Origin of the sequence: Bradyrhizobium sp. CCBAU 11361 (assembly GCF_028128935.1) — a bacterium.
In the GTDB taxonomy this organism is placed as follows: domain Bacteria; phylum Pseudomonadota; class Alphaproteobacteria; order Rhizobiales; family Xanthobacteraceae; genus Bradyrhizobium; species Bradyrhizobium niftali.
Map to the genome: position 1 here is coordinate 221,299 of NZ_LBJZ01000194.1, position 24,357 is coordinate 245,655.

Annotated in this window: 25 protein-coding genes and 1 pseudogene; 12 read left to right on the forward strand and 14 right to left on the reverse strand. The window is 64.4% G+C overall.

Annotated features, from left to right (window positions below; all coding sequences use genetic code 11):
- Window positions 1–82 precede the first annotated feature (82 nt).
- Both XI08_RS35245 and XI08_RS35250 read left to right on the forward strand, forming a co-directional pair.
- Window positions 83–964 (forward strand): substrate-binding domain-containing protein, encoded by an 882-nt coding sequence (locus XI08_RS35245; protein ID WP_271577935.1) that lies wholly within the window; start codon window positions 83–85, stop codon window positions 962–964.
- Entirely contained in the window at window positions 961–1,518 is a 558-nt protein-coding gene (locus tag XI08_RS35250; protein WP_271577936.1) for a PQQ-dependent catabolism-associated CXXCW motif protein, read from the forward strand. Before XI08_RS35245 ends, XI08_RS35250 begins: the two co-directional genes overlap by 4 nt.
- Window positions 1,519–1,835: 317 nt before the next feature.
- Here XI08_RS35250 and XI08_RS35255 read toward each other — a convergent pair whose 3' ends face one another.
- From XI08_RS35255 to XI08_RS35280, 6 genes are all read right to left on the reverse strand, one after another.
- Window positions 1,836–2,135: a copper-binding protein gene (locus XI08_RS35255; protein ID WP_135176681.1), complete on the reverse strand. Its 300-nt coding sequence runs from the start codon at window positions 2,133–2,135 to the stop codon at window positions 1,836–1,838.
- Between the two features lie 136 nt (window positions 2,136–2,271).
- Entirely contained in the window at window positions 2,272–2,886 is a 615-nt protein-coding gene (locus tag XI08_RS35260; RefSeq protein ID WP_271577937.1) for a hypothetical protein, read from the reverse strand.
- The gene (locus XI08_RS35265) at window positions 2,883–3,731 is read right to left on the reverse strand and encodes an ABC transporter permease (protein WP_271577938.1); all 849 of its coding nucleotides are present in this window, start codon (window positions 3,729–3,731) and stop codon (window positions 2,883–2,885) included. Before XI08_RS35265 ends, XI08_RS35260 begins: the two co-directional genes overlap by 4 nt.
- Complete coding sequence (locus XI08_RS35270; RefSeq protein ID WP_271577939.1) at window positions 3,728–4,537, reverse strand: ABC transporter ATP-binding protein; 810 nt, start codon at window positions 4,535–4,537, stop codon at window positions 3,728–3,730. Before XI08_RS35270 ends, XI08_RS35265 begins: the two co-directional genes overlap by 4 nt.
- Window positions 4,534–5,502 carry a YVTN family beta-propeller repeat protein gene (locus XI08_RS35275; protein WP_271577976.1) on the reverse strand — a complete coding sequence of 323 codons (969 nt, stop codon included), beginning with the start codon at window positions 5,500–5,502 and terminating at the stop codon, window positions 4,534–4,536. The genes XI08_RS35270 and XI08_RS35275 overlap by 4 nt, the downstream gene beginning before the upstream one ends.
- Window positions 5,503–5,510: 8 nt before the next feature.
- Window positions 5,511–6,692: an ABC transporter substrate-binding protein gene (locus tag XI08_RS35280; protein WP_271577940.1), complete on the reverse strand. Its 1,182-nt coding sequence runs from the start codon at window positions 6,690–6,692 to the stop codon at window positions 5,511–5,513.
- Window positions 6,693–6,751: 59 nt separating this feature from the next.
- Between XI08_RS35280 and XI08_RS35285 the strand changes: the two genes are divergently transcribed.
- Window positions 6,752–7,321, forward strand: a complete 570-nt coding sequence (locus XI08_RS35285; RefSeq protein ID WP_271577941.1) for a DUF3280 domain-containing protein — start codon at window positions 6,752–6,754, stop codon at window positions 7,319–7,321.
- A gap of 139 nt (window positions 7,322–7,460) precedes the next feature.
- Here the strand turns inward: XI08_RS35285 and fghA are convergent, their stop codons facing one another.
- Window positions 7,461–8,306 (reverse strand): S-formylglutathione hydrolase, encoded by an 846-nt coding sequence (gene fghA / locus XI08_RS35290; RefSeq protein ID WP_271577942.1) that lies wholly within the window; start codon window positions 8,304–8,306, stop codon window positions 7,461–7,463.
- Between the two features lie 78 nt (window positions 8,307–8,384).
- Window positions 8,385–9,005, reverse strand: a complete 621-nt coding sequence (locus XI08_RS35295) for a response regulator (RefSeq protein WP_092188016.1) — start codon at window positions 9,003–9,005, stop codon at window positions 8,385–8,387.
- A gap of 210 nt (window positions 9,006–9,215) precedes the next feature.
- Here XI08_RS35295 and XI08_RS35300 point away from each other — a divergent pair, with 210 nt between their 5' ends.
- The 4 genes from XI08_RS35300 (at window position 9,216) to XI08_RS35315 (ending at window position 13,847) form a co-directional block, all read left to right on the forward strand.
- Window positions 9,216–10,574: a histidine kinase gene (locus XI08_RS35300; protein WP_271577943.1), complete on the forward strand. Its 1,359-nt coding sequence runs from the start codon at window positions 9,216–9,218 to the stop codon at window positions 10,572–10,574.
- Window positions 10,575–10,723: 149 nt separating this feature from the next.
- Window positions 10,724–13,195: a TonB-dependent receptor gene (locus XI08_RS35305; RefSeq protein WP_271577944.1), complete on the forward strand. Its 2,472-nt coding sequence runs from the start codon at window positions 10,724–10,726 to the stop codon at window positions 13,193–13,195.
- Window positions 13,196–13,317: 122 nt separating this feature from the next.
- A complete protein-coding gene (locus XI08_RS35310; RefSeq protein ID WP_271577945.1) occupies window positions 13,318–13,617 on the forward strand; it encodes a hypothetical protein in 300 nt (99 codons plus the stop codon).
- Window positions 13,614–13,847, forward strand: coding sequence for a hypothetical protein (locus XI08_RS35315; RefSeq protein WP_271577946.1), 234 nt, complete (start codon window positions 13,614–13,616; stop codon window positions 13,845–13,847). Before XI08_RS35310 ends, XI08_RS35315 begins: the two co-directional genes overlap by 4 nt.
- Window positions 13,848–13,929: 82 nt before the next feature.
- Here XI08_RS35315 and XI08_RS35320 read toward each other — a convergent pair whose 3' ends face one another.
- Window positions 13,930–14,805 carry a LysR family transcriptional regulator gene (locus tag XI08_RS35320; RefSeq protein ID WP_271577947.1) on the reverse strand — a complete coding sequence of 292 codons (876 nt, stop codon included), beginning with the start codon at window positions 14,803–14,805 and terminating at the stop codon, window positions 13,930–13,932.
- Window positions 14,806–14,909: 104 nt separating this feature from the next.
- Here XI08_RS35320 and XI08_RS35325 point away from each other — a divergent pair, with 104 nt between their 5' ends.
- From XI08_RS35325 to XI08_RS35340, 4 genes are all read left to right on the forward strand, one after another.
- Window positions 14,910–15,983 (forward strand): alkene reductase, encoded by a 1,074-nt coding sequence (locus XI08_RS35325; protein WP_271577948.1) that lies wholly within the window; start codon window positions 14,910–14,912, stop codon window positions 15,981–15,983.
- An 88-nt stretch (window positions 15,984–16,071) separates the two neighbouring features.
- Window positions 16,072–16,989, forward strand: a complete 918-nt coding sequence (locus tag XI08_RS35330; protein WP_271577949.1) for an SDR family NAD(P)-dependent oxidoreductase — start codon at window positions 16,072–16,074, stop codon at window positions 16,987–16,989.
- Between the two features lie 137 nt (window positions 16,990–17,126).
- Complete coding sequence (locus tag XI08_RS35335; RefSeq protein WP_177234646.1) at window positions 17,127–17,294, forward strand: hypothetical protein; 168 nt, start codon at window positions 17,127–17,129, stop codon at window positions 17,292–17,294.
- A 60-nt stretch (window positions 17,295–17,354) separates the two neighbouring features.
- The gene (locus XI08_RS35340) at window positions 17,355–17,762 is read left to right on the forward strand and encodes a hypothetical protein (protein WP_271577950.1); all 408 of its coding nucleotides are present in this window, start codon (window positions 17,355–17,357) and stop codon (window positions 17,760–17,762) included.
- A 286-nt stretch (window positions 17,763–18,048) separates the two neighbouring features.
- Here the strand turns inward: XI08_RS35340 and XI08_RS35345 are convergent, their stop codons facing one another.
- From XI08_RS35345 to XI08_RS35360, 4 genes are all read right to left on the reverse strand, one after another.
- Window positions 18,049–19,671, reverse strand: a complete 1,623-nt coding sequence (locus tag XI08_RS35345) for a S8 family serine peptidase (RefSeq protein WP_271577951.1) — start codon at window positions 19,669–19,671, stop codon at window positions 18,049–18,051.
- Window positions 19,672–19,690: 19 nt separating this feature from the next.
- Complete coding sequence (locus XI08_RS35350) at window positions 19,691–20,149, reverse strand: hypothetical protein (protein ID WP_027546495.1); 459 nt, start codon at window positions 20,147–20,149, stop codon at window positions 19,691–19,693.
- An 80-nt stretch (window positions 20,150–20,229) separates the two neighbouring features.
- Window positions 20,230–21,015 (reverse strand): hypothetical protein, encoded by a 786-nt coding sequence (locus tag XI08_RS35355; protein ID WP_156936978.1) that lies wholly within the window; start codon window positions 21,013–21,015, stop codon window positions 20,230–20,232.
- A gap of 546 nt (window positions 21,016–21,561) precedes the next feature.
- Window positions 21,562–22,329: a M48 family metalloprotease gene (locus tag XI08_RS35360; RefSeq protein ID WP_167771176.1), complete on the reverse strand. Its 768-nt coding sequence runs from the start codon at window positions 22,327–22,329 to the stop codon at window positions 21,562–21,564.
- 629 nt (window positions 22,330–22,958) lie between these two features.
- Between XI08_RS35360 and XI08_RS35365 the strand changes: the two are divergent.
- Window positions 22,959–23,228 (forward strand): annotated as a pseudogene (locus XI08_RS35365) (family 1 glycosylhydrolase); the annotation flags it as partial.
- A 97-nt stretch (window positions 23,229–23,325) separates the two neighbouring features.
- Here XI08_RS35365 and XI08_RS35370 read toward each other — a convergent pair.
- Window positions 23,326–24,351 carry an ABC transporter permease gene (locus XI08_RS35370; protein ID WP_027546498.1) on the reverse strand — a complete coding sequence of 342 codons (1,026 nt, stop codon included), beginning with the start codon at window positions 24,349–24,351 and terminating at the stop codon, window positions 23,326–23,328.
- Window positions 24,352–24,357 lie beyond the last annotated feature (6 nt).

Genomic DNA, 24,357 nt, shown 5'->3' on the forward strand with positions numbered 1-24,357 from the left:
GGAAGCCAGCACAAAGTTTGGCAAAACATGGCGCGTCATGCGTTGCATGGATAACATTCAAACAAAACGAGGAGGAAGCGCGATGACGGAGGCCGGACGACATCGTCGCTGGTTGTTCTTGCTGTGGGGTCTGGTTGCGTCCTGTGCGCTGGGCGACGTCGCCATGGCGCAGACCAGCGAGACCGGAGATCTCTCGTTCGAGCTGGTCGACCCGAAGGTGCTGCGGGTCTGCGCCGATCCGCGCAATCTGCCGTTCTCCAACGAGAAGGGCGAGGGGTTCGAGAACAAGCTCGCCGAGTTGTTCGCCGACAAGCTCGGGAAGAAGCTCGACTACGTCTTCTTCCCGCAGGCCACGGGCTTCGTGCGGATGACGCTGGGCGCGCATCGCTGCGACGTCATCATGGGCTTCCCGCAAGGCGACGACCTCGTGCAGGGCACCAATCCCTATTACCGCACGACCTATGCGTTGGTCGCAAAGGCCGGCAGCGGGCTCGAGGACGTCGACACGCTTGAGGACCCGAAGTTGAAGGGCAAGCATGTCGGCATCGTCGCCGGCACGCCGCCTGCGACCAACATGGCGATCGCCGGCCTGATGGGCGCCGCAAAACCCTATCCGCTGATGATCGATACGCGCTTCGACAATTCCGCGCAGGCGATGATCGATGACCTCTCGGCCGGCAAGATCGACGCCGGCGTGCTATGGGGACCGATGGCGGGCTTCTATGCCAAGAAGGCCGGCTCGCTCCACGTCACGCCGCTGGTGAAGGAAACCACCGGTCCGAAGCTGGTCTATCGCATCGGCATGGGCGTGCGTCCCGCCGACCAGAACTGGAAGCGGCAGCTCAACAAGCTGATCCAGGAGAACCAGGGCGAGATCAACAAGATCCTGCTCGACTTCGGCGTGCCCTTGCTGGACGAGAGCGACCGGCCACTCGGCGCGGAGACGGCCAAGAAGGCGCCATGAGGCGGCGCGTTGCCGCTACGCTGGTCGCCGCCGTTCTGGCGGCGCCGGCATGGGCGCAGCAGCAGGAGCCGTTCGAGCCCGAGGGCTACCGCACCGACAATTACCGCGCGCCGGTGCCGGCGACGCTTGCCGGCGCCCGCGTGCTCACCACAGCCGAAGTCGAGGCGATCTGGCGCGCGAAGAGCGGCGCGTTCATCGACGTGATGCCGCGCGCGCCGAAGCCGAAGAATCTTCCCCAAGGCACCGTCTGGCGCGATGCGCCGCGCAGAAACATTCCCGGCAGCCTGTGGCTGCCGGATACCGGCTACGGGAATTTGCCGCCAGCTATGGACGATTATTTGCAGCGCGGCCTCGCGCAAGCGTCGCGCGGCGACAAGGCCGCGCTGCTCGTGATCTATTGCCTGGCCGACTGCTGGATGTCCTGGAACGCCGCCAAGCGTGCATTGGCGTACGGCTATTCCAACATCGCCTGGTATCCCGATGGCACCGACGGCTGGGAGCGCGCGGCATTGCCGACCGAAGAAGCGCAGCCGCAGCCGCGGCCGGATCAATGAAGGTGTTCTCCCTCTCCCCGCAAGCGGGGGCGCGACGAGCTTCGCTCGCGCTGACAGGGTTGGGGTGAGGGGGAGTCTCCGCGGGAGTGGTGTCAGAGCGAGACACTTTGCCTCGTCCTCGTCATTGCGAGCGGAGCGAAGCAATCCAGAATGTTTCCGCGGAGGGACTCTGGATTGCTTCGCTCCGCTCGCAATGACGATGTGGGTGGAGCTTTCCGGGCGTCAACTGGACGGACTCGCGAAGGCTCCCCTCACCCGGATTGCATCTTCGATGCAACCCGACCTCTCCCCGCAAGCGGGGAGAGGTGAAGGTGACACTACTGCTTCTGCAGCTTGGTCAGCGTCCCGGTGCCGTTATTGTCGGTCGCGGAGTAGCTCACCCTGTCGCCGGCGTGGACGGAATCCAGCATCGCGGCGTCCTTGGTCTTGTACTCCTGGAGCGCGCCGGCGCCGCCTGCGCTGCCGCCGACCGTTCCCTTCTGCGTCTGCTGGATCGAGATCGTGCCGTTGAGACGGTCGATCCTGGTGACCATTCCGGTCATGTCGTCAGCAAAAGCGCTGGATCCGAGCATGCTGAGGACCGCAGCGCCTGCGAGGATAAATCTGGTGGTTCCCATCGAGGCCTCCCGGCATTTCGAGATTCACATCGACAAGACATCCTAGAGCGATTTGGTTCCGGCACATAGCGCGGCAAAGGTTAATAGTTGCAATGAGATCGCGGGAACTTCTGCGGAGCCGTCAGCGAGGTTGACGCTATTCCATTTCCTGCTGGATCACGCGGCCGAGCGCGAACAGGCGCTGGTCGATCGAGGTCGGAACCTCGCACACGAACCGTACCACCTTGTGGCGGTCCTCGAAAATGCGCGTCTTCCAGATCAGCTCGTTGCTGAGCGCCTCGACCTTGGCCTCGTCGCGCGGTGTCACCCCCTGGAGGGCCTGGAGCGCCAGCGTCTCCTCGCGGATCTTGTCGGCGGCGTCGCGCTGCTTGCGGCTGACACGTTCGAGCCCGATCATGACCTGGGCGCGCTGGGCATTCAGGGTCTCGAACAGGCCGGCGAAGAGGAGCTTTGCGTTCGTGGTCTTGTCGGTGGCGGAGCCGGCCAGGAATTCCTTCACCGATTTCTCGGCCTCGTCCAGCGGCGTCTTGCGCGCCGACAGTTTTGAGACCAGCGCGCTGACCTTGGCATCGTCCTTCCACTTGGTCTGGACATCGTCGAGCGCAGGCCCAGCCCAGACCGCGGCGAGCGAGATCTCCGGCACTTTCGCCTGCGTGCACGGCCAGTCCGGATAGCGCGGATCGGCCGCGTGCACGGCCGCGCCCGTGGCGGCGAGCGCCAGAACGGCCATGGTCACGATCCGAACCTTCATCCTTCGCCTCCCGCAGGGCCCCGTCGCGCCAGCCCGCGCGAGGGATCATAGGCCAGAATCGCACCGATCATGAAGACGATTGTGCAGCTCGCAACCACCGCCAGCGAGATCCAGTTGACCTGTCCGTACAGCGCGAAACGGATCAGCTCGACCGCATGGGTGAACGGATTGGCCTCGCAGAGATAGTACAGATAAGGGCTGCCCTCCTGCACCCGCCAGAGCGGGTAGAGCGCCGACGATGCAAAGAACATCGGGAAGATCACGAAGTTCATCACGCCGGCGAAGTTTTCCAGCTGCTTGATGCCGGAGGAGATCAGCATGCCGAGCGAGCCCAGCATCAGTCCGGACAGGATCAGCGCGGGCAGCACGGTGAGGTAGCCGGATGATGGCGGGGTGATGTCCCAGAACCAGGCGATCAGGAGGAACGCATAGACCTGGAGCAGCGACACCGCGGTGCCCGCGAGCAGCTTGCAGAACAGCAGGAAGCCGCGCGGCAGCGGGCTCACCAGCAGCGTCCGCATATTGCCCATCTCGCGGTCATAGACCATCGAGAGCGAGGACTGCATGCCGTTGAAGAGCTGGATCATCGCCATCAGCCCCGGCGCGATATAGACCTCGTAGAGGATGTAGGTCTCGTAGGGCGGGATGATGGAGATGCCGAGCACCTGGCGGAAGCCGGCGGCGAAGATGAACAGCCACACCAGGGGGCGCACCAGCGCGGAGACGAAGCGTTCGCGCTGGTGCAGGAAGCGCAGACCCTCGCGCCAGACGATGCCGGTGAGGCAGGTCATGTACTCCTGGAACGAGAAGCCGCGCGGCGACTCGCGGGTGGTGATGCTGCTCATGCGCCGCCTCCCGGCATCACTTGCGCGCCGGTCAGGCGCATGAAGGCGGTGTTGACGTCCTGTGCGCCGGCTTCGGTGACGACGCGGCTCATCGGCCCCTGCGCCAGCACCTTGCCCTGGTGCAGCACCACGAGATCGTCCCCGGCCATGATCTCGTCGAACAGATGCGTGGCCCAGAGCACGCCGATGCCTTGCTCGGTGACGAGCTGGCGGACGTGGCTGATGATGTCGGCGCGCGCCTTGACGTCGAGGCCGACGGTCGGCTCGTCCAGCAGCAACAGCCGCGGCCGGTGCAGCAGCGCGCGTGCGATCTCCAGCCGCCGCATCTGGCCGCCGGAGAGATCGCGCACCTTGCTGCCGGCGCGCTCTTCGAGCCCGATGCGGCCAAGCAGCTCGGCGCTGCGCGCGGCGGCCTCGCGCCGGCTGATGCCGTGCAGGGCTGCGTGATAGAGCAGGTTCTGCGTCAGCGACAGATCGAGATCGAGCGTGCGCGGCTGAAACACGACGCCGAGCAGCCGCAGCGCCTCGCCGGGGCTTTTGCTGACGTCGTGACCGAAAATGCCGACGCGGCCGGACTGGATGCCGAACAGCCGCGTGATGAGCGAGAACAGCGTGCTCTTGCCGGCACCGTTGAGGCCGAGCAGCGCGGTGAAGCTCGCGGGCTGCACGTTGAAGGAGACGTCCATCAGCGCCCGGCGCTGGCCATAGGCATGGCTGACGCCGTCGATCGACAGCGCCGGCACCGCCGCCGGATCTAGCTTCGGCGCGGTCTCGCGTGGCTCGGCGATGGGAGCGGGACTGGTCATGGCGCGATCGTGATGCCCCAGGGCAGTTCGCCCACCTGAATGGTCTTGATCACCTTTTGCGCGGCGACGTCGATCACGGAAACATCGTTCGACACGCCGTTGGTGGTGAGCAGGTATTTTTCGTCCGGCGTGAACGCCATGTGCCAGACCCGCTGCCCGACCAGCAGGTATTTCGTCACCTTGCGCGAGGCGACGTCGACCACGGCGATACGGTTGGCGGGACCGAGTGCGACGAAGGCGGTCTTGTCGTCCCTGGTCATGCCGATGCCGACCGGCTGGATGGCCTCTTTCCGCAGGCCCGGAATCTCGAACGTGACCTTGCCGATCACCTCGTGCTTCCTGGGATCGATGATCGAGACCGTGCCGCCGATCTCCGAGGACACCCACAATTCGGACGCGTCGTGCTTGAACTCGGCAAAGCGCGGCCGCGCGTCGACCAGCACGTTGGCGACGATCTGGCGCGAGGTGGTGTCGATGAAATGCGCCATGTTGGTCGTCTCGGACGTGTTGATCAGCGTCTTGCCGTCGGGGCTGATGGTCATGCCCTCGGGCTCGACGCCGACCTGGATGTCGCCGAGGCGGGCGCGCTTTTCGAGGTCGATCACGGTCACGGTGTTGTCGTTCTCGTTGGCGACATAGAGGATCTTGCCGGCGGCATCCTGCGCGAACAATTCGGGGTCGGGACCGGAGGGCAGGCTGTCCACGATGCTTTGCGTCTTGGCGTCGATCACCTGGATGGTGTCGTCGTCGCCGACCGCGACCATCACGAACTTGCCGTCGCGGGTGAAGTCGATGCCGCGCGGGCGCTGGCCGACCTTGATGGTCTTGGTCACCGTCCAGCTGTCGGTGTCGATCACCGAGACCGTGTTGCTCTTCTCGTTCGAGACATAGGCGATGAAGGCATGCGCGGGCGCCGCCGCAAGCGCCAGTCCGGAGAGAAGCCCAACACGCCACATGCGCGACATCTGCGTCCTCACTTCAATTTGCATTTGCTCTCCGGACGGTCATAGCCGAGCGTGTCGAGCTCGGAGACCTGGTGCAGAAAACCTTCCTGCGGCGACACCGACACCACCATGCGGCCGTCGACCAGCAGGATCGGCTGGCGCAGCTGGAGATTCCAGTCACGCAGGGTCAGCCGCGTGCCCTTGAAGGCGGCGACGGAGAAGTCCGGCCCCTTGATGAAATCGGTGACCTTTTTCACGTCGCCGGAACTGGTGCGCGAGGTGGCTTCCCCGATCATGCGCGCCGCGGTCCAGGCCTGCATGTCGAGCGCCGTCATGCGCCGCGAATTCAGCTTGATGAAACGGTTCTGCATCTGGATCGCGCCCCACTGGTCCTGCGCGGCGTCCCAGCTACGCGGCACGAGGCCCGCCGAGCCCGCCACGGGCCGCGGATCCCAGGTGCGATAGGGCAGGTAGGCGCCGAACACCTCGCTCTCGTCGGCGGCGACCAGCACGTCGTAAGCCGGCGCCTGCTGCGTGAATACCGGCATCTGGCGCTGGATCAGCGTCACGCCCGAGTCGGTGCGGCGCGCACCGCCGGCGTCATCAAACGTGCGCTCCTGCACGATCTTGGCGCCGAACCGCGTCGCGGTGCGCCTCAACGCATCGGCGAACAGCTTGTCCTCATCGTGCGAGCCGACCACCAGCAGCCAGCGCTTCCACTGCTTCCACACCAGATATTGGCCGAGCGCATCGGCCAGCATCGCGCGCGTCGGCGCGGTGTGGATGACATTGGCGCGGCAATCGGCCTCGCGCAGCCGCTCGTCGATCGCCCCCGCGTTGAACAGCAGCGTGCCGCGCTCGCGCAAGGCATCCGAGACCTTCAGCAGCGCGTCGGCCGGCAGGTCGGTGATGATGAAGCCGTTTTTCTCGGCAAGCGCAGTCGCAGCCTGGACCGGATCTTCGCCTTCCCTGATGCGGCGCTCCTCCAGCGTGAAACGCTGGTTGAGGAATTTTCCCGTCGTGTTGTTGTCCTCGATGGCGAGGCGCGCGCCGGCGACGCCGTCATTCTCTGCGGGCTGCTCCACCAGCGACAGCGTCGATCTGGCGCCGGCGATTCCGAGATAGCCGACGCCGATCATGACAGGGTCGGCCGCGGACGCGCTCGTCGCAGCAAGACCCAGGCCGATCAGGCCGACCAACCATCGGATCATGTTTCCTCCAAACGTCCTCCCCGGCTTGACCGCCGATGGAGAATTGTCTCTGCTAAAGCATGACCAATTTGTCAGGCCATGCAACCCCGCATTTCGTCCTCGCGACGCGAGGACGCGGAATCACGATCATGCGAGCGCTGCTGTGTTTAGCCGCTTTGCTGTTGACGGGCTCAGTCGCGCTCGCCGATCCGCCGAAGCTCGCCGTGTTCGATTTCGAGCTGATCGACACCAGCCTGCCCGGCGAGTTCTACGGCTCCAAGCCGGAGCTGGTACGGCTCGATCGCATCAGCGAGCAGCTGCGCAAGGAGCTGGCTGATTCCGGCCGGTTCCAGGTGCTCGACATCGCGCCGGTCAGGGACGCCGCCCGTCACGCCAATCTGCAGGCCTGCGGCGGCTGCGACCTCAAGCTCGCCGGGCAGCTGGGCGCCGACCTGGAGATCACCGGCATGGTGCAGAAGGTCTCGAACCTGATCATCAACCTCAACATCTACCTGCGCGACGTCAAGACCGGCGCCATGATCACGGCGGCGAGCGCCGACATGCGCGGCAACACCGACGAATCCTGGACGCGCACGATGAGCTACCTGATCCGCAACCGGTTGCTGGCGCCGAATTACGGCAGGCCGTGAGATCTTCGGGGAGAGGCCGAAATTTGCGAGAGCAAATTCCGGGTGAGGGGGAGTCTCCGCGAGTCCAACTGCGACCGTCCGCGCGGAGAGTCCCCCTCACCCCAACCCACTCCCCGCAAGCGGGGAGAGGGAGAAGACATCACCCCTTCAATCTCTCCGCATGCCAGTTGAGATGGTCGCCCATGAAGGTCGAGATGAAATAATAGCTGTGGTCGTAGCCGGCCTGCCGCCGCAGCGTCAGCGGGATGCTCGCCTTGGTGCAGGCGGCTTGCAGCAGCTCCGGCTTGAGCTGCTCCTTCAGGAAATTGTCGGCATCGCCGACGTCGACCAGGAAGCCCGAGAATTTCGCGCCGTCCTCGATCAGCGCCACGGTGTCGTGGCCGCGCCAATTGTCCTTGTTCGGCCCGAGATAGCCGGTCAGCGCCTTGATGCCCCAGGGCACCTGCGACGGTGCCACGATCGGCGCGAACGCGCTGGCGGCGCGATAGCGGTGCGGGTTGCGCAGCGCCACCGTCAGCGCGCCGTGTCCGCCCATCGAATGGCCCATCACCGACTGCCGCCTGGCATCGACCGGAAAGTTCTCGGCGACCAGCTTCGGCAGCTCGTCGGTGACATAGCTCCACATCCGATAGTTGCGTGCGAACGGCTCTTGCGTCGCGTCGACATAGAAGCCGGCGCCCAGGCCGAAATCATAGGCATTGTTGGGGTCGCCCGGCACGTCCGGCCCGCGCGGTGAGGTGTCTGGCGCGACGAAGATCAGGCCGAGCTCGGCGCAGGCTTTGCGAAATTCACCCTTCTCGGTGACGTTGGCATGCGTGCAGGTGAGGCCGGACAGATACCAGACCACGGGAAGCTTGGCGCCGTCCGCATGCGGGGGAACGTAGACCGAGAACACCATGTCGGTTCCGGTCGCCTGGCTGGCGTGGCGATACACGCCCTGTACGCCGCCATAGGATTTGTTGGTCGAGACAGTCTGAATCGTCATGCCCTAAGCTCCAGTGGCACTTAACCACATCAACATTGCAACGCTTGTGTGACCGAATGTGTGGCGGCTGCCCGCGCGTCAGGCGACGCCGCTGTCGATCGCCAGCCGCACCAGCTCGACCGAGGTCTTGACCCCGAGCTTCTGGCGCATGATCGACGAGGTGTTGGCGACCGTCTTGTAGGACGACTGCACCAGCCAGGCGATCTCGGACAGGCTCTTTCCGGCGCTGAGCAGCCGCAGGATCTCCATCTCGCGCGCGTTCAGCTTGGACAGTGGGCTTTGCGCCAGCGCCGGCCCCGCGAAGGCGATGCTGCGTGCGATCGCGCTCGGAAGGTAAGTGCCGCCGCCTCCGACGGTGCGGATCGCCTCGACGAGATCGTCGGGGTCGCCGGTCTTTGAGACGTAGCCCTTGGCGCCGCACTCGATCGCGCGCGCGGCGAAAGCAGGGTCGTCGTTCATGCTGAACATGATGATGCGGGCCTCGGGCGCGCGCTCGAGGATGCGGCGCGCCAGCTCGAAGCCGGAGACGGTCGGCAGGTTGATGTCGATGACGCAGAGGTCGGGGCGCTCGACGATGAAGACGCACTCGCCGTCTTCGGCGTCCGCGGCCTCCAGGATCTCGATCTCGCCCTCGTCGGCCAGCACGGCACGGCAGCCGGAGGCCACGATGGGATGATCGTCGACGATCAGAATGCGCATAGGCGTTCCCCGCGACAGCACGTTCCCCGTGATAGAACCTGCCTGTTTTGCGCCGCATGATACCGGACAGGAGAGCCACGCGCGTCTCATGTCGCCTCATGCAACCCGGCCGGGATTGCTGTACGCTTTCGATTAGATATCGGGCGCTTCGCCTCTGTCAACGTCATCGGACAGGTGCGGGCGAGGCTTCGCAAGTAGCAGGCGACACCAATGTGGCAAAATCTATCCTTGCGCGCGCGCATCAACCTGCTGCTGGCGCTTTTGCTGGCGCTGGGGCTCGCCGTCAATATCGGCCGCCAGGTCGCGGAGGCGGGGCCGCGGGTGCAGGCCGAGGACCAGAGCGTGATCCGGCTCGCGCGCGAGTTCATCGAGATGATCGTGGCGGACCTGAACGAGGCGCCCGATCCGGATGCGAGGCTGAACCAGATCGCGCGCGATCTCAGCCGGCTGCGCCATGTCAGCATCGCGCTTCACGATTCCGGCGGGAACCCGCTGACGCCGCCACGGCCCGATGCCGATGACGACACGCGCGGGCCCCCGGCCTGGTTCGTCAGCCTGGTTCATCCCGAGCAGACCGCGGTCAGCGTGCCGGTCTCGATCCATGGCAGGCCCGGCTCGCTACGGATCACCTCGCATCCGGACGACGAGATCGCCGAGATCTGGGACGGCATCGTGACCCAGCTCGAGGTCGGCTCGGTGATCGCGCTCGCGCTGTTCCTGGTGATGATGAATGTGGTCGGCCGGGCGCTGGCGCCGCTCCAGTCGCTGGCGGAGGCGATGACCGAGCTCGAGGGCGGGCACTATGAGGCGCGCGTCGCGCCGGGCGGCGCGCCCGAGCTCGCCGCGATCTGCACCAAGCTCAACCATCTTGCGGCAACGCTCGGTGAGGCGGTCGAGGACAAGCGGCGCCTTGCCGAGCGCGCGGTGTCGCTCCAGGACGTGGAGCGCAAGGAGATCGCGCGCGAGCTGCATGACGAGTTCGGGCCGTATCTGTTCTCGCTGCGCGCGCATGCCAGCGCGCTGGCGAAGCTCGCGGACGGGCGGGCGCCGAGCGCGGAGGCGGTGCGCAAGCATGGCAGCGCCTTGCTGGAGCAGATCAACGCGCTGCAGCAGTTCACCCGCCGCGTGCTGGAGCGGCTGCGTCCCGTCGGCCTTGCCGAACTCGGCCTCGGCCAGGCGCTCGAATCGCTGTCGCGGCTGTGGCGGGAGTCGCATCCCGACGTCACGATCCAGACCACGATCTCGTCCGGGCTCGGGGCGACCGGAGAGACCGCCGACCTCACCATCTACCGCGTCGTGCAGGAGGCGCTCACCAATGTGTTCCGCCATGCCGGCGCGACCGCGGTCAATGTCGTCATCGAGCCGGCAGAGCAGCTCACGCGCGATGGCCGCTGCTGTGCCCGGGTGCGGGTCAGCGACAATGGCCGCGGCATGGAGCCGGGCCAGAAGCTGGGCTTCGGCCTTGTCGGCATGCGCGAGCGGATTCTGGCGCTGGGCGGCACGCTCAACGTCGTCTCCGGCGACGGCGGCTTGACCGTCGAGGCGCTGGTGCCGACGGCGGCGACCTGATCGGGAAAAATTCCCGATTTCGTCGGGAAAACGGGTGCGGATATCGCCCGACCTTTTGTGGCTGGCGCGTGAGCTGCTGCCGAATACACTCGTCTCGACCAAACGGCGAAAAATCAAAACAGCCGGCGGTCACGGATGGGAAGGCTGGGATGGGCACGCGTCTTTGGTTCAAGCGTCGTTTGTGGATGACCTCGGTTTCGACGGGGCTGCTGTCGGGGTTGGTCATTGCGGGCCCTGCCGGGGCCGCGCAGGATGATGAGACCAACGTTCAGAACCTGCCGCCGGTCGAGGTGACGGCACCGCCGCCCGCGACGACAAGGCGCAACGTGTCGTCGCGGCCGGTGGCGCAAGCGGGGGCATCGTCGTCGAACCGTCCCAAGACACGCATCTACGTCTATCCGACCGCGCCGGGCACCGGCAGGGGCCTCGATGTCGACAAGGTTCCTTCCGCGATCAACGCCGTCGATGCCAACCAGATCAGGCGGACCGGCTCGCTCAACGTCACAGACGCGCTGCGCGACAACATCGCCGGTGTCAACATCACCGAAGTCACCGGCAATCCGTTTCAGCCGGATGTCGAATTCCGCGGCTTCGTCGCCTCGCCGGTGACGGGGACGCCGCAAGGCCTTGCCGTGTACCAGAACGGCGTCCGCATCAACGAAGCCTTCTCGGACGCCGTCAACTGGGACCTGATCCCGACCGCCGCGATCAGGTCGGTGACGCTGGTGACCAACAATCCCGCCTTCGGCCTCAATGCGCTGGGCGGCGCGCTCAACCTGCAAATGAAGGACGGCTTCACCTATCAGGGCGCAGAGCTCGACGTCATGGGCGGCTCGTTCGGCCGCATCCAGGGTTCGGCGCAATGGGGCAAGCAGGTCGACAAGAACTACGGCGTCTACGCCGCGCTCGAAGGCCTGCGCGACAACGGCTTCCGCAATTTCTCGCAATCAACCGTGCGGCGCTTCTACGGCGACGTCGGCTACAAGGCCGGCGACAGCGAATTCCACGCCAACATGGGAGTGGCCAAGAACGATTTCGGCGCCAGCGCCACCGTTCCGGCCGAGCTGCTCGACAAATATTGGGGCGCGACCTACACCACACCGCAGACCACCTCCAACCGCGTCGGCTATCTGAACCTCACCGGCAAGGTCGATGCGACGCCGACCTGGACGCTCGAAGGCACCGCCCATGTGCGCAGGTACGAGCAGAAGCTGGTCGATGGCAATCCGACCGACGTGCAGGAATGCGCGATCGCCGGTCTGCTGTGCTTCGGCGACGATACGACGCCGGCGAATGGCACGAACGGCGTGCAGCTTGCCAATCCGTTTCCTTCGGGGACGATCCTCGGCGAGATCGACCGCAGCTCGATACGGTCGACCACCTTCGGCGTGTCGGGGCAGGCCACCAACACCGATCAGCTGCTCGGGCACGACAATCGCTTCGTGGTGGGCGCGACTTATGACGCCAGCGTCACGCGCTACAACGCCACCGCCGAGATCGGTTCGATCGGAGAAGACTACGTCGTCAGCGGCAGTGGCGTCTTCCTGGGACCGACAGGCACGCCGGCCCCCGTTGCCGGTCCCGTCTCGCTGCGGACCGTCAACCAATATAACGGCCTCTACGCGATGGACACGTTCAACATCACCGATGCCTTCGCCGTCACCGGCGGCGGCCGCTTCAACGTGGCGCGCATCACGCTGGAAGACCAGCTCGGCACCGCTCTCAACGGCGATCACACCTTCACCCGCTTCAATCCGGTGATCGGCGGCACCTACAAGATCACGCCCGAGCTGACCGCCTATGCCGGTTATTCCGAGGCCAACCGCGTGCCGACGCCGCTCGAGCTCGGCTGCGCCGACCCGGTCAGGCCCTGCCTGCTCGCGGCGTTTCTGGTTTCGGACCCGCCGCTGAAGCAGGTCGTGTCCAAGACCGTGGAGGCAGGTCTGCGCGGCAGCAAGGAGCTGAACATCGGTACGCTCGGATGGAAGATCGGCGGCTTCCGCGCCACCAACTATGACGACATCGTCGCCGTTCCTGCGGTCGGACGCACCGGCTTCGGCTACTTCTCCAATGTCGGCCGTACCAGGCGGCAGGGCCTCGAGGCCGAGGTCAACATCAAGTCGCCCACTCTGCAATTCCAGGCGAGCTATGCTTTCGTCGACGCTCGCTTCCTCGACGCGCTCGAACTCGGCTCGGAGAGCCCGTTCAGGGATCCTGTGACCGAGACCATCCACGTCTCGCCCGGCAACCAGATTCCGGCGATCCCGCGCCACCGCGTCAAGCTGGGCGTCGACTATGCCGTGACCGACGTCTGGAAGGTCGGCGGCAACGCGCTGTTCGTCTCCAGCCAGTATTTCGTCGGCGACGAGTCCAACCAGTACACGAAGCTGCCGTCCTATACGGTGTTCAATCTCCACACCTCGTACCAGGTCACCAAGGACATCCAGCTCTACGGCAGGGTCGACAACATCTTCGACAAGCGTTACGCGACCTACGGACAGTTCTTCGACCGTGGCGCCTTGCCCAACTTCACCAATGGCGGCGCAGAATTCACCGACCCGCGCTCGCTCAGCCCGGCAAGGCCAAGGGCGTTTTATGCGGGGATGCGGGTGACGTTCTGAGTTCGGCGGACCGTTCGCCGGGCCCGTCATGGGGTGTCGGCACCGACCCGTTCTACCTTAGGCCGATTGACACAATGTTCATGATTTGTTCTTATGCTGGCCGTCCAGCCAAGGAGCGAGCCATGGACAACCGCATCAATGAAATCCGCAGAATTATCAGAGCGTTACGTGTCAGCATGCGTGAGGCTGAAGCGATCATGCATGAACAGATCAACCGGGACGAGGACTGCACTTTCGTGGCCCACGAGGTCATGAAGATGCGCACCGTCATGAGCGGGCTTGTCCAGGAGCGGGCCGCGCTCGGTGACACCGACCCGATTGTCGTCGCCAGCCTCTTCATTCCCCGCCGGCGGCCGACGCCGCCGCGCGTCCATGTCGAGAAGCGCCGTCTTGTCCCGCCGCGAGAGGTGGCACAGGCATGAAGGGCGAGAGGCCGACCTACTTCTCCGACATGCAGGAGCCGCCGGAATTCCTGAAGGCGCTCGATCATGCGCGGCGCCTGTCATGTTACGAAGGCTGGTGCCGGATGCACATCGAGGCCATCCAGGTCGCGATCGATCAGTACGCGGAGGCGGCTCTCGGCAATCGGGAGTTCTTCCTCAACAAGCCGCACAGCATCGGCGGGAGTCGCAGGAACGGCGAAGTGCCGTGAGGTCGTCGATTCGCTTGCGCCTCGGTCTTTCGCACGCGAACGCGACGCGCGATCTGCAGACGGGAGGTTGGAGCAGTCCGATCTAACCCCGGCTCAGCCGTTCGCGCAGAAATTCGATGAAGCGTTGCGTCTTGGCAGGGAGCAGTCTGGTCTCGGTGACTGCGTAGATGGTCATGGGCAAGCCCTGCCATTGCGGCAGGATGCGGCGCAGCCGGCCGGATGCGACTTCGTCGGCGACGATTTCCTGCGGCGTGAAAGCGATGCCCATGTCGAGCGTCGCGAGACGGCGGAGCATGCCAATGCTGTTGAGGTGGAAACGGCCGGCAATTTCAGCTTCGACCGTTTGCGTTCCGTTGTGCAGCGTCCATGTGCTCACCTTTGTCTGACAGAGACATTGATGGCGTGCAAGGTCGGCCGGTTCGCGCGGCTCGCCGTTGAGTTCGAGATAGCGCGGCGAGGCGTAGAGATGGCCGTGCAGCCGGGCGAGCGGCCGTGCGATCATGTGGGACGCCACGGATTCTCCGACGCGGATCGCCAGATCGTACGGCTCGGAGACCAGGTCGACGCGTCGCGGCGTCAGGTCGAATTCGAAATCGATACCGGGATAATGCTGCGCGAATTCGGTGATCAGCGGGGCCAGATAGGTGTTGGCGAAGTCCACCGGCAGTGAGACCCGCAGCAATCCGCTCGGCTGCGCCAGCATCTCGCCGAGTTGCTCGTGCGCCAGGCGCGCTTCGTCGACGATGCGCTTGCAGCGCTCGAAATAGAGCTGGCCGGCTTCGGTCAATTCGATCCTGCGCGTCGTCCGGTTCAGGAGGCGCAACCCGATTTCCTTCTCGAGCAGGCTGATCCGTCGCGACAGGGTCGAGTTGGGCATGTCGAGCGTCGCGGCCGCACCTCGGAAACTCCTGGCCTTCACGACCTCGACGAAGAGCGCCATGTCGTTCAACAGCTCCATCAAATTATCCCATACATGGATCAATCTGATCCATTATACGGCATTTATTCCATTGAGTGGAGGGTCCATCTCCCTTCTCAGTCGTCTTCGAGAAGGAACTCGCCATGAACCCGCTATTCCGTCCCGTCCGCGTCGGTGGACTTGAGCTTTCAAACCGCCTGGTCATGGCGCCCATGACCCGTTCGCGCGCCGAAGCCAATGGAGTTCCCGGCAGCCTCGCCGCCGAATATTACGCTGAGCGCGCCGGAGTTGGACTGATCGTCACCGAGGGCACGCAGCCATCCGATGACGGGCAGGGCTACATGACCACGCCGGGCATCTACACGGCCGCACATGTCGCTGGCTGGCGCAAGGTTACGGACGCCGTCCACGGCAACGGCGGCCATATCTTCATCCAGCTCATGCATGCCGGACGCATGTCGCATCCAGACAACACGCCGCATCATCGGCAGGGTGTGGCCCCGTCCGCGATCGCGCCTGATACGCCGATATTCACGCCGAAGGGCATGCAGGACATCCCGCAGCCACGGTCGCTCACGACCGATGAGGTGCGCCGGACCGTTGCCGATTTCCGCGAAGCCGCGCGCCACGCCATCGCGGCGGGGGCGGACGGCGTCGAGATCCATGGCGCGAATGGGTATCTGGTCCAGCAGTTCATTGCGCCGAGCGCGAACACGCGAACCGACGCATATGGCGGCTCGATCGAAAATCGCGCGCGTTTCGCCATCGAGGTGGCGGCCGCCATCGCCGGGGAGATCGGCGCGGACAGGACGGCGATCCGCCTGTCGCCGGGCATCACGATGTGGGGCATCGACGAAGGCGCCGAAGGACCGGATCTTTATCGCCATCTGGTCGGCGAACTCGACAAGCTCTCGCTCGCCTACCTTCACATCCTGCATCAGGGCGACGAGCGCCTTCTGGCCGATCTGCGCAAGCTGTGGCGCGGCAAGCTGATCGTGAACAGGCCGGGGCGTCCGCGCGATCGCATCGGCTCCGACGTCGCCGCGGGACTGGCCGATCTGGAAGCGTATGGCCAGATGATCCTGGCAAATCCCGATTTCATCGCGCGCCTGAAATCCGGCGCGCCCCTGAACGAGGCCGATCGGACGACGTTCTTCGGCGGCACCGCCCGCGGGTACACCGACTATCCCGCATTGGACGCGACTGCAACCGTCTGAGGACGGGTGACCACCTCGTCATCGGTCCTGCACCGCGTTCGCGGTGCGGCCGCTGTTCTTCATCAATGCTTGCGGAAGGAGACCTGCAATGAAGCGCGTGGAACTGGACAAGAGCCTGAATGCCACTCCGCCGCCGCTCGAAAGCCTCCGGCTCAACGGACTGAATGTCGCGGTGATCGGTGGCACCGGCGGAATCGGTCGGGCGCTCAGCCATCAACTCGCGGCCAAGGGCGCGAATGTCCTGGTCGTCGGGCAGACTTTCCGCGATCGGGAGGTGCCGCGCATCGCGTTCATGAAGGCCGATTTGAGCTCGATGCGGGATGCGCGGCGGATCGGCGCCGAGCTGCCCGCCGGAAACATCGACATCGTCGTCTTCACGACCGGCATCATGGCCGGCCCCAAACGCGAGGTGACACCCGAAGGCATCGAACGCGATCTTGCCGTCAGCTATTTGAGTCGCCTCGTCATCCTGAACGAGATTGCTCCGCGTCTCGGCAAGGACCGGGCGAGGACCGACCTGAGGCCCCGCATTTTCGTCATGGGATTCCCGGGCACGGAGCAGAAGGCCGATCTCGACGACCTCAACTCGGAACAAAGCTACAAGCGCTTCTCCGCACACTCGAACACCGTTTCCGGAAACGAGGTGCTTGTCCTTCAGGCCGCCAGGCGTTTTCCCGACGTCGATGCGTTCGGCCTCAACCCCGGCTTCGTCAAGACCAACATCCGCGCCAATCTGCTCGGGTCGCGCGCGCTTGTCGCCGTCGTGGAATGGCTGACCAGCTTCATGATGATCGAGCCGGATACATACGCCGCGCGGCTGGTCCCGCTCTTGGTGTCACGCGACCTCGATGGCCGCAGCGGCGCGATGTTCAACAACAGGGCGGAGGCCATCCTGCCCAGCCCGTCAGCCAGGGAACCGTCCTATGCGGCCGCACTGATGGCGGCGTCCGACCGATTGGTCAGTCGCGCGTTAGCGGGCCGGGCAGGCGAGGGAGCGGGAACATGACCGGAGTTCGTCTTCGGGTCTGAGTTCGCGTCCGACGCGCGCAAGCGTTAACGGATCAGAAACCATCGCAAATGATCCGAAAATTTTAACGAAACTGTTTGGCTGTCTCCGCGTCGGTTTGCCGGAGGGCCCGTCTGATGACAGAGCACCAGTTGAAAGAACAGGAATCCCGGATCGCGCGTTATCGGCATCTGGAACGGGAAGTGACCGACCCGCTTGCCGCGTGTCTGCTTCATAGCATCATCGAGGACCTTGAAGCCGAGCTGCGCAGGGATCGACCGGATTGGCACGGGCCGCGCGATTAACGCTTTCTTAGCGCTAATGGTGCGGATTGTTTGCGGGGGAATACCAGGGAGACGCCTCCCATGCTGAAGGATGGCACCTACACGGCGTGGTACAAGACGCCCCTCGATCAGGGGACCGGTATCGTCCATGTCGCCGACGGCCAGATTTGGGGCCGTGACAGCCTGATGACCTATCACGGCTCCTGCAAGGTCGACGGCGATCGCTTCACCGCAACCGTGTTGACGAGGCGTCATACCGATGGACGTGCGACGGTCTTCGGCGTCGATGATGAACTCACGCTGGACATCGAGGGACACTGCCCCGGCAAGATCGCGACTTACACGGCGACGGCACAGCAAGTGCCGGGAATGATCCTGCAGGGAACGCTCATCCTGACGGAACAGCAGCAGCCGGCACCTGAACAAGCCGGACAGGTCCCCGCGTTCAATCCCGGCAAGCTTCCAAAGCTGCCGAAGCGCTCGCGCTGATCGCGGGAGCGCTTCGCCGGCCCGCCGGGTCGCCCGCATCCATATGTCGCGGCCCTTGCAGCGCAATTCTGCATCCGGCGCGGGCCCTTATGCAGGCTTGCGCGCGACGTTCTAGGACTGCGGGGTCCCGATCATCCCTAAGGTCCTTCCGCTAGACCCGCGAGCGCCATGGCTGCTCTGAGTTCATGCACCGTCGCTGTTTCCGCGCCGGTAGCCTGGAACGCCAGAGGGGCCGGATTCAGCGGAAGCCGCGTCACGTTGGCCGGGCCGCGCGGCGGCTCGAATATCATCGCTTGGCTTGCGCTGAATGGAATCCGATCGAGCTGCCGAATGCGTTGCGCATTTCGCGCAATCCGGCATTCAGAGGCATGGCGAGGGGCCGCTGATCGGATCGGACGCCGAGTGCGCGGGCTGCATCCGGCAACCCGGCCCCGGTCTGCCATGGATGGCCGATGGGCTGCGCAGTATCCTTCAGAATTTGGAACAGCCGTTCGACCCGGTGGCCATCCTTTGCGGCGAAGCTGCCCTTGAAGTCGGCGTGGTCGGCGAGGATCAAGGCTGCAAGCGCGGCGACGTAAGCCGCTGCAAGCGAGGTGCCGTCGCAGACCGCGTAGCCGTCCGGCGACTGGCAGGCAATGACCGCAACACCGGGCGCGCACAGGTCGAGTTCGGACCCGCGGCAGGAAAACGGCGGTACAAACAACCCACCCGCCGCCGCAGTGGCGGCTGCGGCTTGCGCCGCCTGGAGACTGTCTTCCGGGAAGCTTCCCACCTGTCCGACCGCACCGACCGCTACGACATGCGGAGAACAGGCCGGAAACAGTATGCCCTCTCCGGAGTTGCCGGCGGCAGCGATGATGCTGACGCCTTGCTGCTTGGCCATGGCAATGTGCTGCTCAACCAGCACGGAGCCGCGCTCGCAACCGACTCCGATGCACGCCACGTCGATGCCGTATTGCAGGCAATCATCGAGCGCCGCGATCAGGTCGCTGCAACGGGCATCTGGGGGAAGCTTGCAAACATGCAGCTCGCTGTCCGGGGCGTAGCCGCGGATGCCGTAATCTGCCTGTGCTGCCGCATTGATGATGCCTGCGCAAGGTGTGCCGTGGCCAGTGACGTCCTTCGACCACAAGCGATCTTCGCCACTTCGGGCATCGATACCGTGCTTGATGTGAGCCAATTGCATGTGGCCGGTCGCCACGCCGCTGTCGATGAGCGCGATCTTGACGTCGGCTCCACGGCAGTGGTCGGGAATCTGATCGAAGCGCATCGCTTCGCCGCCCCAATCCAGCCGGCCGGGTAGAGGCAACGGTTTCAGGGTGAGGGTGTTCACCGCACCGGCCTCGATATAGGGCTGCTGTTGCCACAAGCCCCAATGGCCGGAGCGTGGGCTGACGAAAATGGCGGCGACTGTTTCCGGCACTTCGTCGCGCAGCGCAAGATCGACGTTGCCATCACGGTCCGTCCGTCCTTGAGCTGACGCCTGCCCGCCAACGAGCCGTACAATTGCCTGTTCCACAGGCGCTCCGGCTTCGCTGAGGACCCGGATCGTCACCGTCAAGTCCGGCCCGAGCGCGGTCATCGTCGTGGTCGGGATCAAAGAGGAGGTTGGCCCGGCAAAGGATGCTGCTCGCAGATGGCTGTCCGGCTCGATGATAAGGCTACCTCCCGTGGAACGGCGCAGGGCCTCGGCGGTTTCGTCAGGCATGCGCACGATCGCAATTGGCGGGCCGCTGACGCCGCGCTGGTCGTGGGTCCACAGGATGTTGCCGAACCGATTCAATTGTTCGGCCAGCGTTTGAGCACTGATGCCGGCGCCCGCTGGCGCGATCATGTATTGAGTGGTGCGCACTGGCTTGCGTCGATTGTCGCTCGAGGTCGGTCGCGCATCGTCTGGACTTGTTGCCATGGCGTGGCCTCCGTTGATTTCAGTGGATAGAAGATTGCGTGCGATCGATCGAAGCCTGTCGCGGTAACGGAAGGCGGGGATCGGCTGCGCGGGCGGCTTCGATCGCGCGATAGGCGAAATAGATCAGGTTGAAGGCCTGCGGAAAATCCCGCTCGGTAAACTTGTTGGCTGCCTGGGTGACGATCGAGACGCAGTTTTCCAGGCCCGCATGCTGTGCCGCGTTGGCCTCGAGATAGGCGGAGAGCGAGCGCAGCGATTCCGCGATCATGTCTCCGATCATGTTTTCCGCAGCCTGATGATCGAGCACCGGGTTCGGCATCGGGAAGTTGCCGGGCATGGTTCGGAACGGCTGCTCGAACGGTTGCGACTGCAGGCGCAAGAGCAGCGGCATCAAATTGCTGAGCAGGCCCACGAGCTGCTGAATGTCTGAGGAGTGGCGATGTGACGCGGATGCGGCGGAGGGATTGGAATCCGACATGAGGGTTCTCCTTCGGAGGAAGCATGCGCAACGGCAGGCGCGACCGCCGCTTTTGGCGGCGGTCGCGCCTTACCGCGCGGTCAGATCATCCGCTGCTGGCCGTAGGCCTGAAGGTTACCGATGACCTGGGGTATGACGCCGATCAGCTGGCGGGTGATGTCGGCGACATCTTGCTGCGTCAGTTGTCGCTGCTGGCCAAAGCCCGTCGGACCGCCGAATGCCGCCTGGAACTGCGGCGCGCCGAACTGCGTACCCCACATCTGCGCTGGCTGAGTCTGTGTGGGATAGCCGGGACCGAATTGACCGAGGCCTCCGAATTGTCCCTGACCGGGACCGCCGTGCATGGCCGAATGCTGCATTTGGGGCTGGCTTTGCAGCATTCCCATGATTTGCGGCACGATCGGCAGGATCTGCCGCACCACCTCGCTCACGTCTTGCGGACTGAGCTGCCGCGGCGCCTGGCCGTAAGCCGCATAGCCCATTCCTGCGAATGGAGTTTGAGCTTGCGCGAGAATTTGAGGCAGCGCCGGTACCAATTGCCGCACGACCTCATTCACGTCCTGTGGCGAAAGCTGGCGCTGTTGTCCGCCCCAAGGCTGCTGTTGAGGCTGCTGCTGAGGCTGCTGCTGACCCCAGCCCGTTTGCCCGCCCCAGCCGGGGCCATATCCAAACGCGCCAAAGGTCGGCTGACCGCCGAACTGTCCGTGTTGCTGTCCATAGGCCGCCTGGCCCAATCCAAGACCGCCTCCTCCATACTGTTGGCCGCCTTGCGAACCGAATGCTCCCGATCCCCATTGTTGCGGACCGAATTGGCCGAACGGCGAACCATGCGCGAGGTTCTGTTGTAGGGTGTCGTAATAGGTCATCGCTTGGTCTCCTTGCGATGGTGGTGCCCTCAGCCCAAAATCCTGCCAAGAATCCTGTCAAGAATCCTGCAAAGGCCGGTCGCATGCGCGACCCCTTCGATGGCAATAGCGGTCTGTCACGCCGGTGCGACGGCGTTGGAGCTTCAAGTTCGAATGCTTGGCACGGAAGTCTCGGCCGCAGGCAATGTCGCCCGCCTGGGAGGCGCGAGATGCGTCCCCTCAAGGTGACAAGCCGACGGTGAGATGTTTTAGAGCGGCAAAATCATTGCCGTCGAAAAAGGTGGGAGCGGATTTTCCTCGCTGGCACGATGGCCAGCCATTTATAATTTATGTCTCACGTCCGCTCGAACGCTTGGCAATTACGCTGGTTTCTCCCCAGTGCTGCAATGAGCAGAGACGCGGAAAACGTACTCACGTCGAAATAGTTTCGCGAAAGCGCGGCGATATTTTGGCGGCGATCATTCAAGCCGCGCGGATTCTTCGTCAGCACTCTTTGCCTGGTCAGCGAGCCTTCCGATGTGCGCAGATGCCCACTTGAGCGAGTGCTTAATAGGCGAGGTTGAGCAATGTGCCGACGCGCTCGGAGGTGGCGGGATGGCTGCGAAGCAAGTGCATCGGATCATGCACGAATGCGGACGTGCGGCTTGGTGCGGACCCGGTGTGATGGCGCTCCAGTTTGTCGAGTGCGGCGATCAGCGCTCGCGAGTCGCCGGTCAGTTCGAGCGCCGTTGCATCTGCATCCAGTTCGCGAACTCGCGACAGAGCAAGTCCAAGGAGCTGGCCGAGAGCTGGTGCTGCGCTCAGCAGCATCGCCAATGGCCGGCTTGATGTCATGCCACCGTGATGATGGCCGGTTCGCAGCAACGCGAGACCAGCGAGCGAGGTCCAATCGATCGCGCGTCGCAACGCTGTCGCCCAGCCCATCGTCCAGGCATCATTGTTGCGGATATGAGCGACTTCATGGGCCAATATCCCGGCAACTTCGTCGCGCGTCATGCCGCGTAGCAGGCCTTCGGTTAACACGATGGCACTGCGTTCCGGTCCGCCGAGCGCATAGGCATTCATGTCGCGCGGTGCCGGCAGACAATAGAGATCCGGTAATCGCACCAGCCCGGCCCTGCTGCAAACTTTTGTCAGAACGGCGAACAGGTCCGGCACCTCCGCAGGGGACAGCAGGCGGGCGCCGAACCAGCGATACACGTTCTCGCGCGAGATGACCGTTTCGTCGGGACGGGGCGTGCTTCCCAACAGCGCCCGCTGCATGCCCTCGGCTCCGCCGACGCTCCAGCCGCAGACGGCGAGCAGCAATGTCATGGCAAGGATCGCCAATTGAGATGATTGATGGTTCACAGTCTGATGGGCGTGCCGCCGATGCCGTAACCGCCACTGGTCTCTCGAGCTCAGCTCGATACGGCATCGTAGGAAGAGGCCTGCCTCTCCCGACGGCCAATGGATCTCCACGGCGACGGCAGGGCCGCACCGTAAAACGCGCAGCATCTCCCGCGGCGCATGGCGCACCAGAGCGAACGAAACGCTCGGCGTGAGGTCGGCAGCGACATCTTGGCCGTGCCGATCACCACGCAACGCCATCGGGCTTACGCCAGCGTGAATCACCCTTGTCCCCTCGTGCGCGTTCAAAGCAAAAGTTACGGATCTCCCGGTGCCATGTCATGCGAGTTTCATGCCGTGAACACAGGAAATCCCGATATCCACATGGGGCGTCCGATTCGCTTCGGTGTGAACAGTCTAGATGAGACCTCGGGAACCGGGTTCTATTCAAGCTAAACAATGGTTTGGTTCGATAAAGCCTTATCGGCGCTCCACGTCGGGGACGACAGATGTGAGCGTCGGTTGCAGTCGTGACAACCAGGGACACTGCTTCTCAAATCGGCCGGAACTCGTCATTGTGCCGGTCCGAAACCAAGAGAAGTGGAGCAGCATCAATGTCGGACAAGGTCTCGCGTCGCCAGTTTGCGAAAATCGCGGGGCTGTCCGCAGCCGGAATGACAGGTCCGCTCGAGCTCGCCGACGCCAAGCCGGCGGCAGCGGCCTCGCGCGACAGCGGCTTTCCCGTCGGCTTTGTCTGGGGCACGGCGACCTCGTCCTATCAGGTCGAGGGCGCGGTCAACGAGGACGGGCGAGGGGCCTCGATCTGGGACAGGTTCGTCCGCATCCCCGGCAAGATCGAGGACGGCTCGACCGGCGATCGCGCCAAACCACGCGAAGCGTCATGTCGGCGCTGCGCGGCAAGCTGCAAGGATCAGGAGATGCTGAAGAGTAGGCCCAATCTGGCGCGAGACCGTCCGTCCCTCACTCCACCTTCACCCGCTCGAGCGGCGCGGCCGCCACACTCGTCTGCCCCCGGCCTTTGGCCGGGCTCACGTGGTGTCGTCGCTGCACAAGATACTGATCGGCGAGCACGCCGATCAGAATCACCGCGCCCATCACTGCGAAGTTCAGTGAGCTCGGGATGCCGAGCAGATTGACCAGGTTTTGCAGCACCTGGAGCAGCACGGTGCCGAGCACGACGCCGACGATCGAGCCTTCGCCGCCGCGCAAGGAGCAGCCGCCGAGCACGGCCGCGGCGATGGCATAGAGCTCGTAGAACGAGCCGTGCACGGCCGGCGAGATCGAGCGGGTGTACATCGCGAACAGGATCGCGGCAAACGCGGTCAGCCCGCCGCAGATGACATAGGCCGAAATCATCACGCGCCCGGAACGGATGCCGGAATAGCGCGCGGCCTCCTCGTTCTTGCCGACGGCGTAGAGATAGCGGCCGAACACCGAGCGATGCAGCAGCACCCAAGCGATAGCGGCGACGACGATCAGCGCCACCACGCTGTGCGGCAGCGGAAAGCCGAGCACGTTGGTGCGGCCCGCGGTCAGCCATTCCAGCGTCGGGAAGCTGGCACCGAAGCCGAAGCCGGCGGTCGCGTCCTCGGTGTAATAGCGCGCCGCGCCGCGATAGATCAAAAGTCCGCACAGCGTCACCACGAACGGCTGGATGTGCATCCGCGTCACCAGCGCGCCGTGCACGAGGCCGATCACGAGCCCGGCGGCGATGACCGCCGCAAAGGCGAGGATCCAGTTGACGTCGTGATTGACGATGAGGTCGATGAAGAGAACGCCGAGCAGTGCGATCACCGATCCGACCGAGAGCTCGATCCCGCCGATGATGATGACGAAGGCTTCCGCGATCGAGAAGATGCCGAACATCCCGACCTGGTTCAGTGTGTTGGAGAGATTGCCGACGTAGAGGAAACGCGGATTGATGAAGGCAACGACCGCGCCGACCACCAGGATCAGGACCAGCAGGCTCAGATCTTTCTTGTTCAAGGCACC

Bases quoted from the DNA above. Each gene is read 5' to 3' on its own strand.
- XI08_RS35265 (WP_271577938.1), bottom strand. From the start codon at position 3,731: ATGAGCAGCATCACCACCCGCGAGTCGCCGCGCGGCTTCTCGTTCCAG.
- XI08_RS35350 (WP_027546495.1), bottom strand. From the start codon at position 20,149: ATGTCGGATTCCAATCCCTCCGCCGCATCCGCGTCACATCGCCACTCC.
- XI08_RS35285 (WP_271577941.1), top strand. From the start codon at position 6,752: ATGACCAATTTGTCAGGCCATGCAACCCCGCATTTCGTCCTCGCGACG.
- XI08_RS35260 (WP_271577937.1), bottom strand. From the start codon at position 2,886: ATGAAGGTTCGGATCGTGACCATGGCCGTTCTGGCGCTCGCCGCCACG.
- XI08_RS35310 (WP_271577945.1), top strand. From the start codon at position 13,318: ATGGACAACCGCATCAATGAAATCCGCAGAATTATCAGAGCGTTACGT.
- XI08_RS35275 (WP_271577976.1), bottom strand. From the start codon at position 5,502: ATGTCGCGCATGTGGCGTGTTGGGCTTCTCTCCGGACTGGCGCTTGCG.
- XI08_RS35245 (WP_271577935.1), top strand. From the start codon at position 83: ATGACGGAGGCCGGACGACATCGTCGCTGGTTGTTCTTGCTGTGGGGT.
- XI08_RS35320 (WP_271577947.1), bottom strand. From the start codon at position 14,805: ATGGAGCTGTTGAACGACATGGCGCTCTTCGTCGAGGTCGTGAAGGCC.
- XI08_RS35325 (WP_271577948.1), top strand. From the start codon at position 14,910: ATGAACCCGCTATTCCGTCCCGTCCGCGTCGGTGGACTTGAGCTTTCA.
- XI08_RS35335 (WP_177234646.1), top strand. From the start codon at position 17,127: ATGACAGAGCACCAGTTGAAAGAACAGGAATCCCGGATCGCGCGTTAT.
- XI08_RS35270 (WP_271577939.1), bottom strand. From the start codon at position 4,537: ATGACCAGTCCCGCTCCCATCGCCGAGCCACGCGAGACCGCGCCGAAG.
- XI08_RS35315 (WP_271577946.1), top strand. From the start codon at position 13,614: ATGAAGGGCGAGAGGCCGACCTACTTCTCCGACATGCAGGAGCCGCCG.
- fghA (WP_271577942.1), bottom strand. From the start codon at position 8,306: ATGACGATTCAGACTGTCTCGACCAACAAATCCTATGGCGGCGTACAG.
- XI08_RS35280 (WP_271577940.1), bottom strand. From the start codon at position 6,692: ATGATCCGATGGTTGGTCGGCCTGATCGGCCTGGGTCTTGCTGCGACG.
- XI08_RS35300 (WP_271577943.1), top strand. From the start codon at position 9,216: ATGTGGCAAAATCTATCCTTGCGCGCGCGCATCAACCTGCTGCTGGCG.
- XI08_RS35295 (WP_092188016.1), bottom strand. From the start codon at position 9,005: ATGCGCATTCTGATCGTCGACGATCATCCCATCGTGGCCTCCGGCTGC.
- XI08_RS35330 (WP_271577949.1), top strand. From the start codon at position 16,072: ATGAAGCGCGTGGAACTGGACAAGAGCCTGAATGCCACTCCGCCGCCG.
- XI08_RS35305 (WP_271577944.1), top strand. From the start codon at position 10,724: ATGGGCACGCGTCTTTGGTTCAAGCGTCGTTTGTGGATGACCTCGGTT.
- XI08_RS35255 (WP_135176681.1), bottom strand. From the start codon at position 2,135: ATGGGAACCACCAGATTTATCCTCGCAGGCGCTGCGGTCCTCAGCATG.
- XI08_RS35250 (WP_271577936.1), top strand. From the start codon at position 961: ATGAGGCGGCGCGTTGCCGCTACGCTGGTCGCCGCCGTTCTGGCGGCG.
- XI08_RS35355 (WP_156936978.1), bottom strand. From the start codon at position 21,015: ATGACCTATTACGACACCCTACAACAGAACCTCGCGCATGGTTCGCCG.
- XI08_RS35340 (WP_271577950.1), top strand. From the start codon at position 17,355: ATGCTGAAGGATGGCACCTACACGGCGTGGTACAAGACGCCCCTCGAT.
- XI08_RS35360 (WP_167771176.1), bottom strand. From the start codon at position 22,329: ATGACATTGCTGCTCGCCGTCTGCGGCTGGAGCGTCGGCGGAGCCGAG.
- XI08_RS35345 (WP_271577951.1), bottom strand. From the start codon at position 19,671: ATGGCAACAAGTCCAGACGATGCGCGACCGACCTCGAGCGACAATCGA.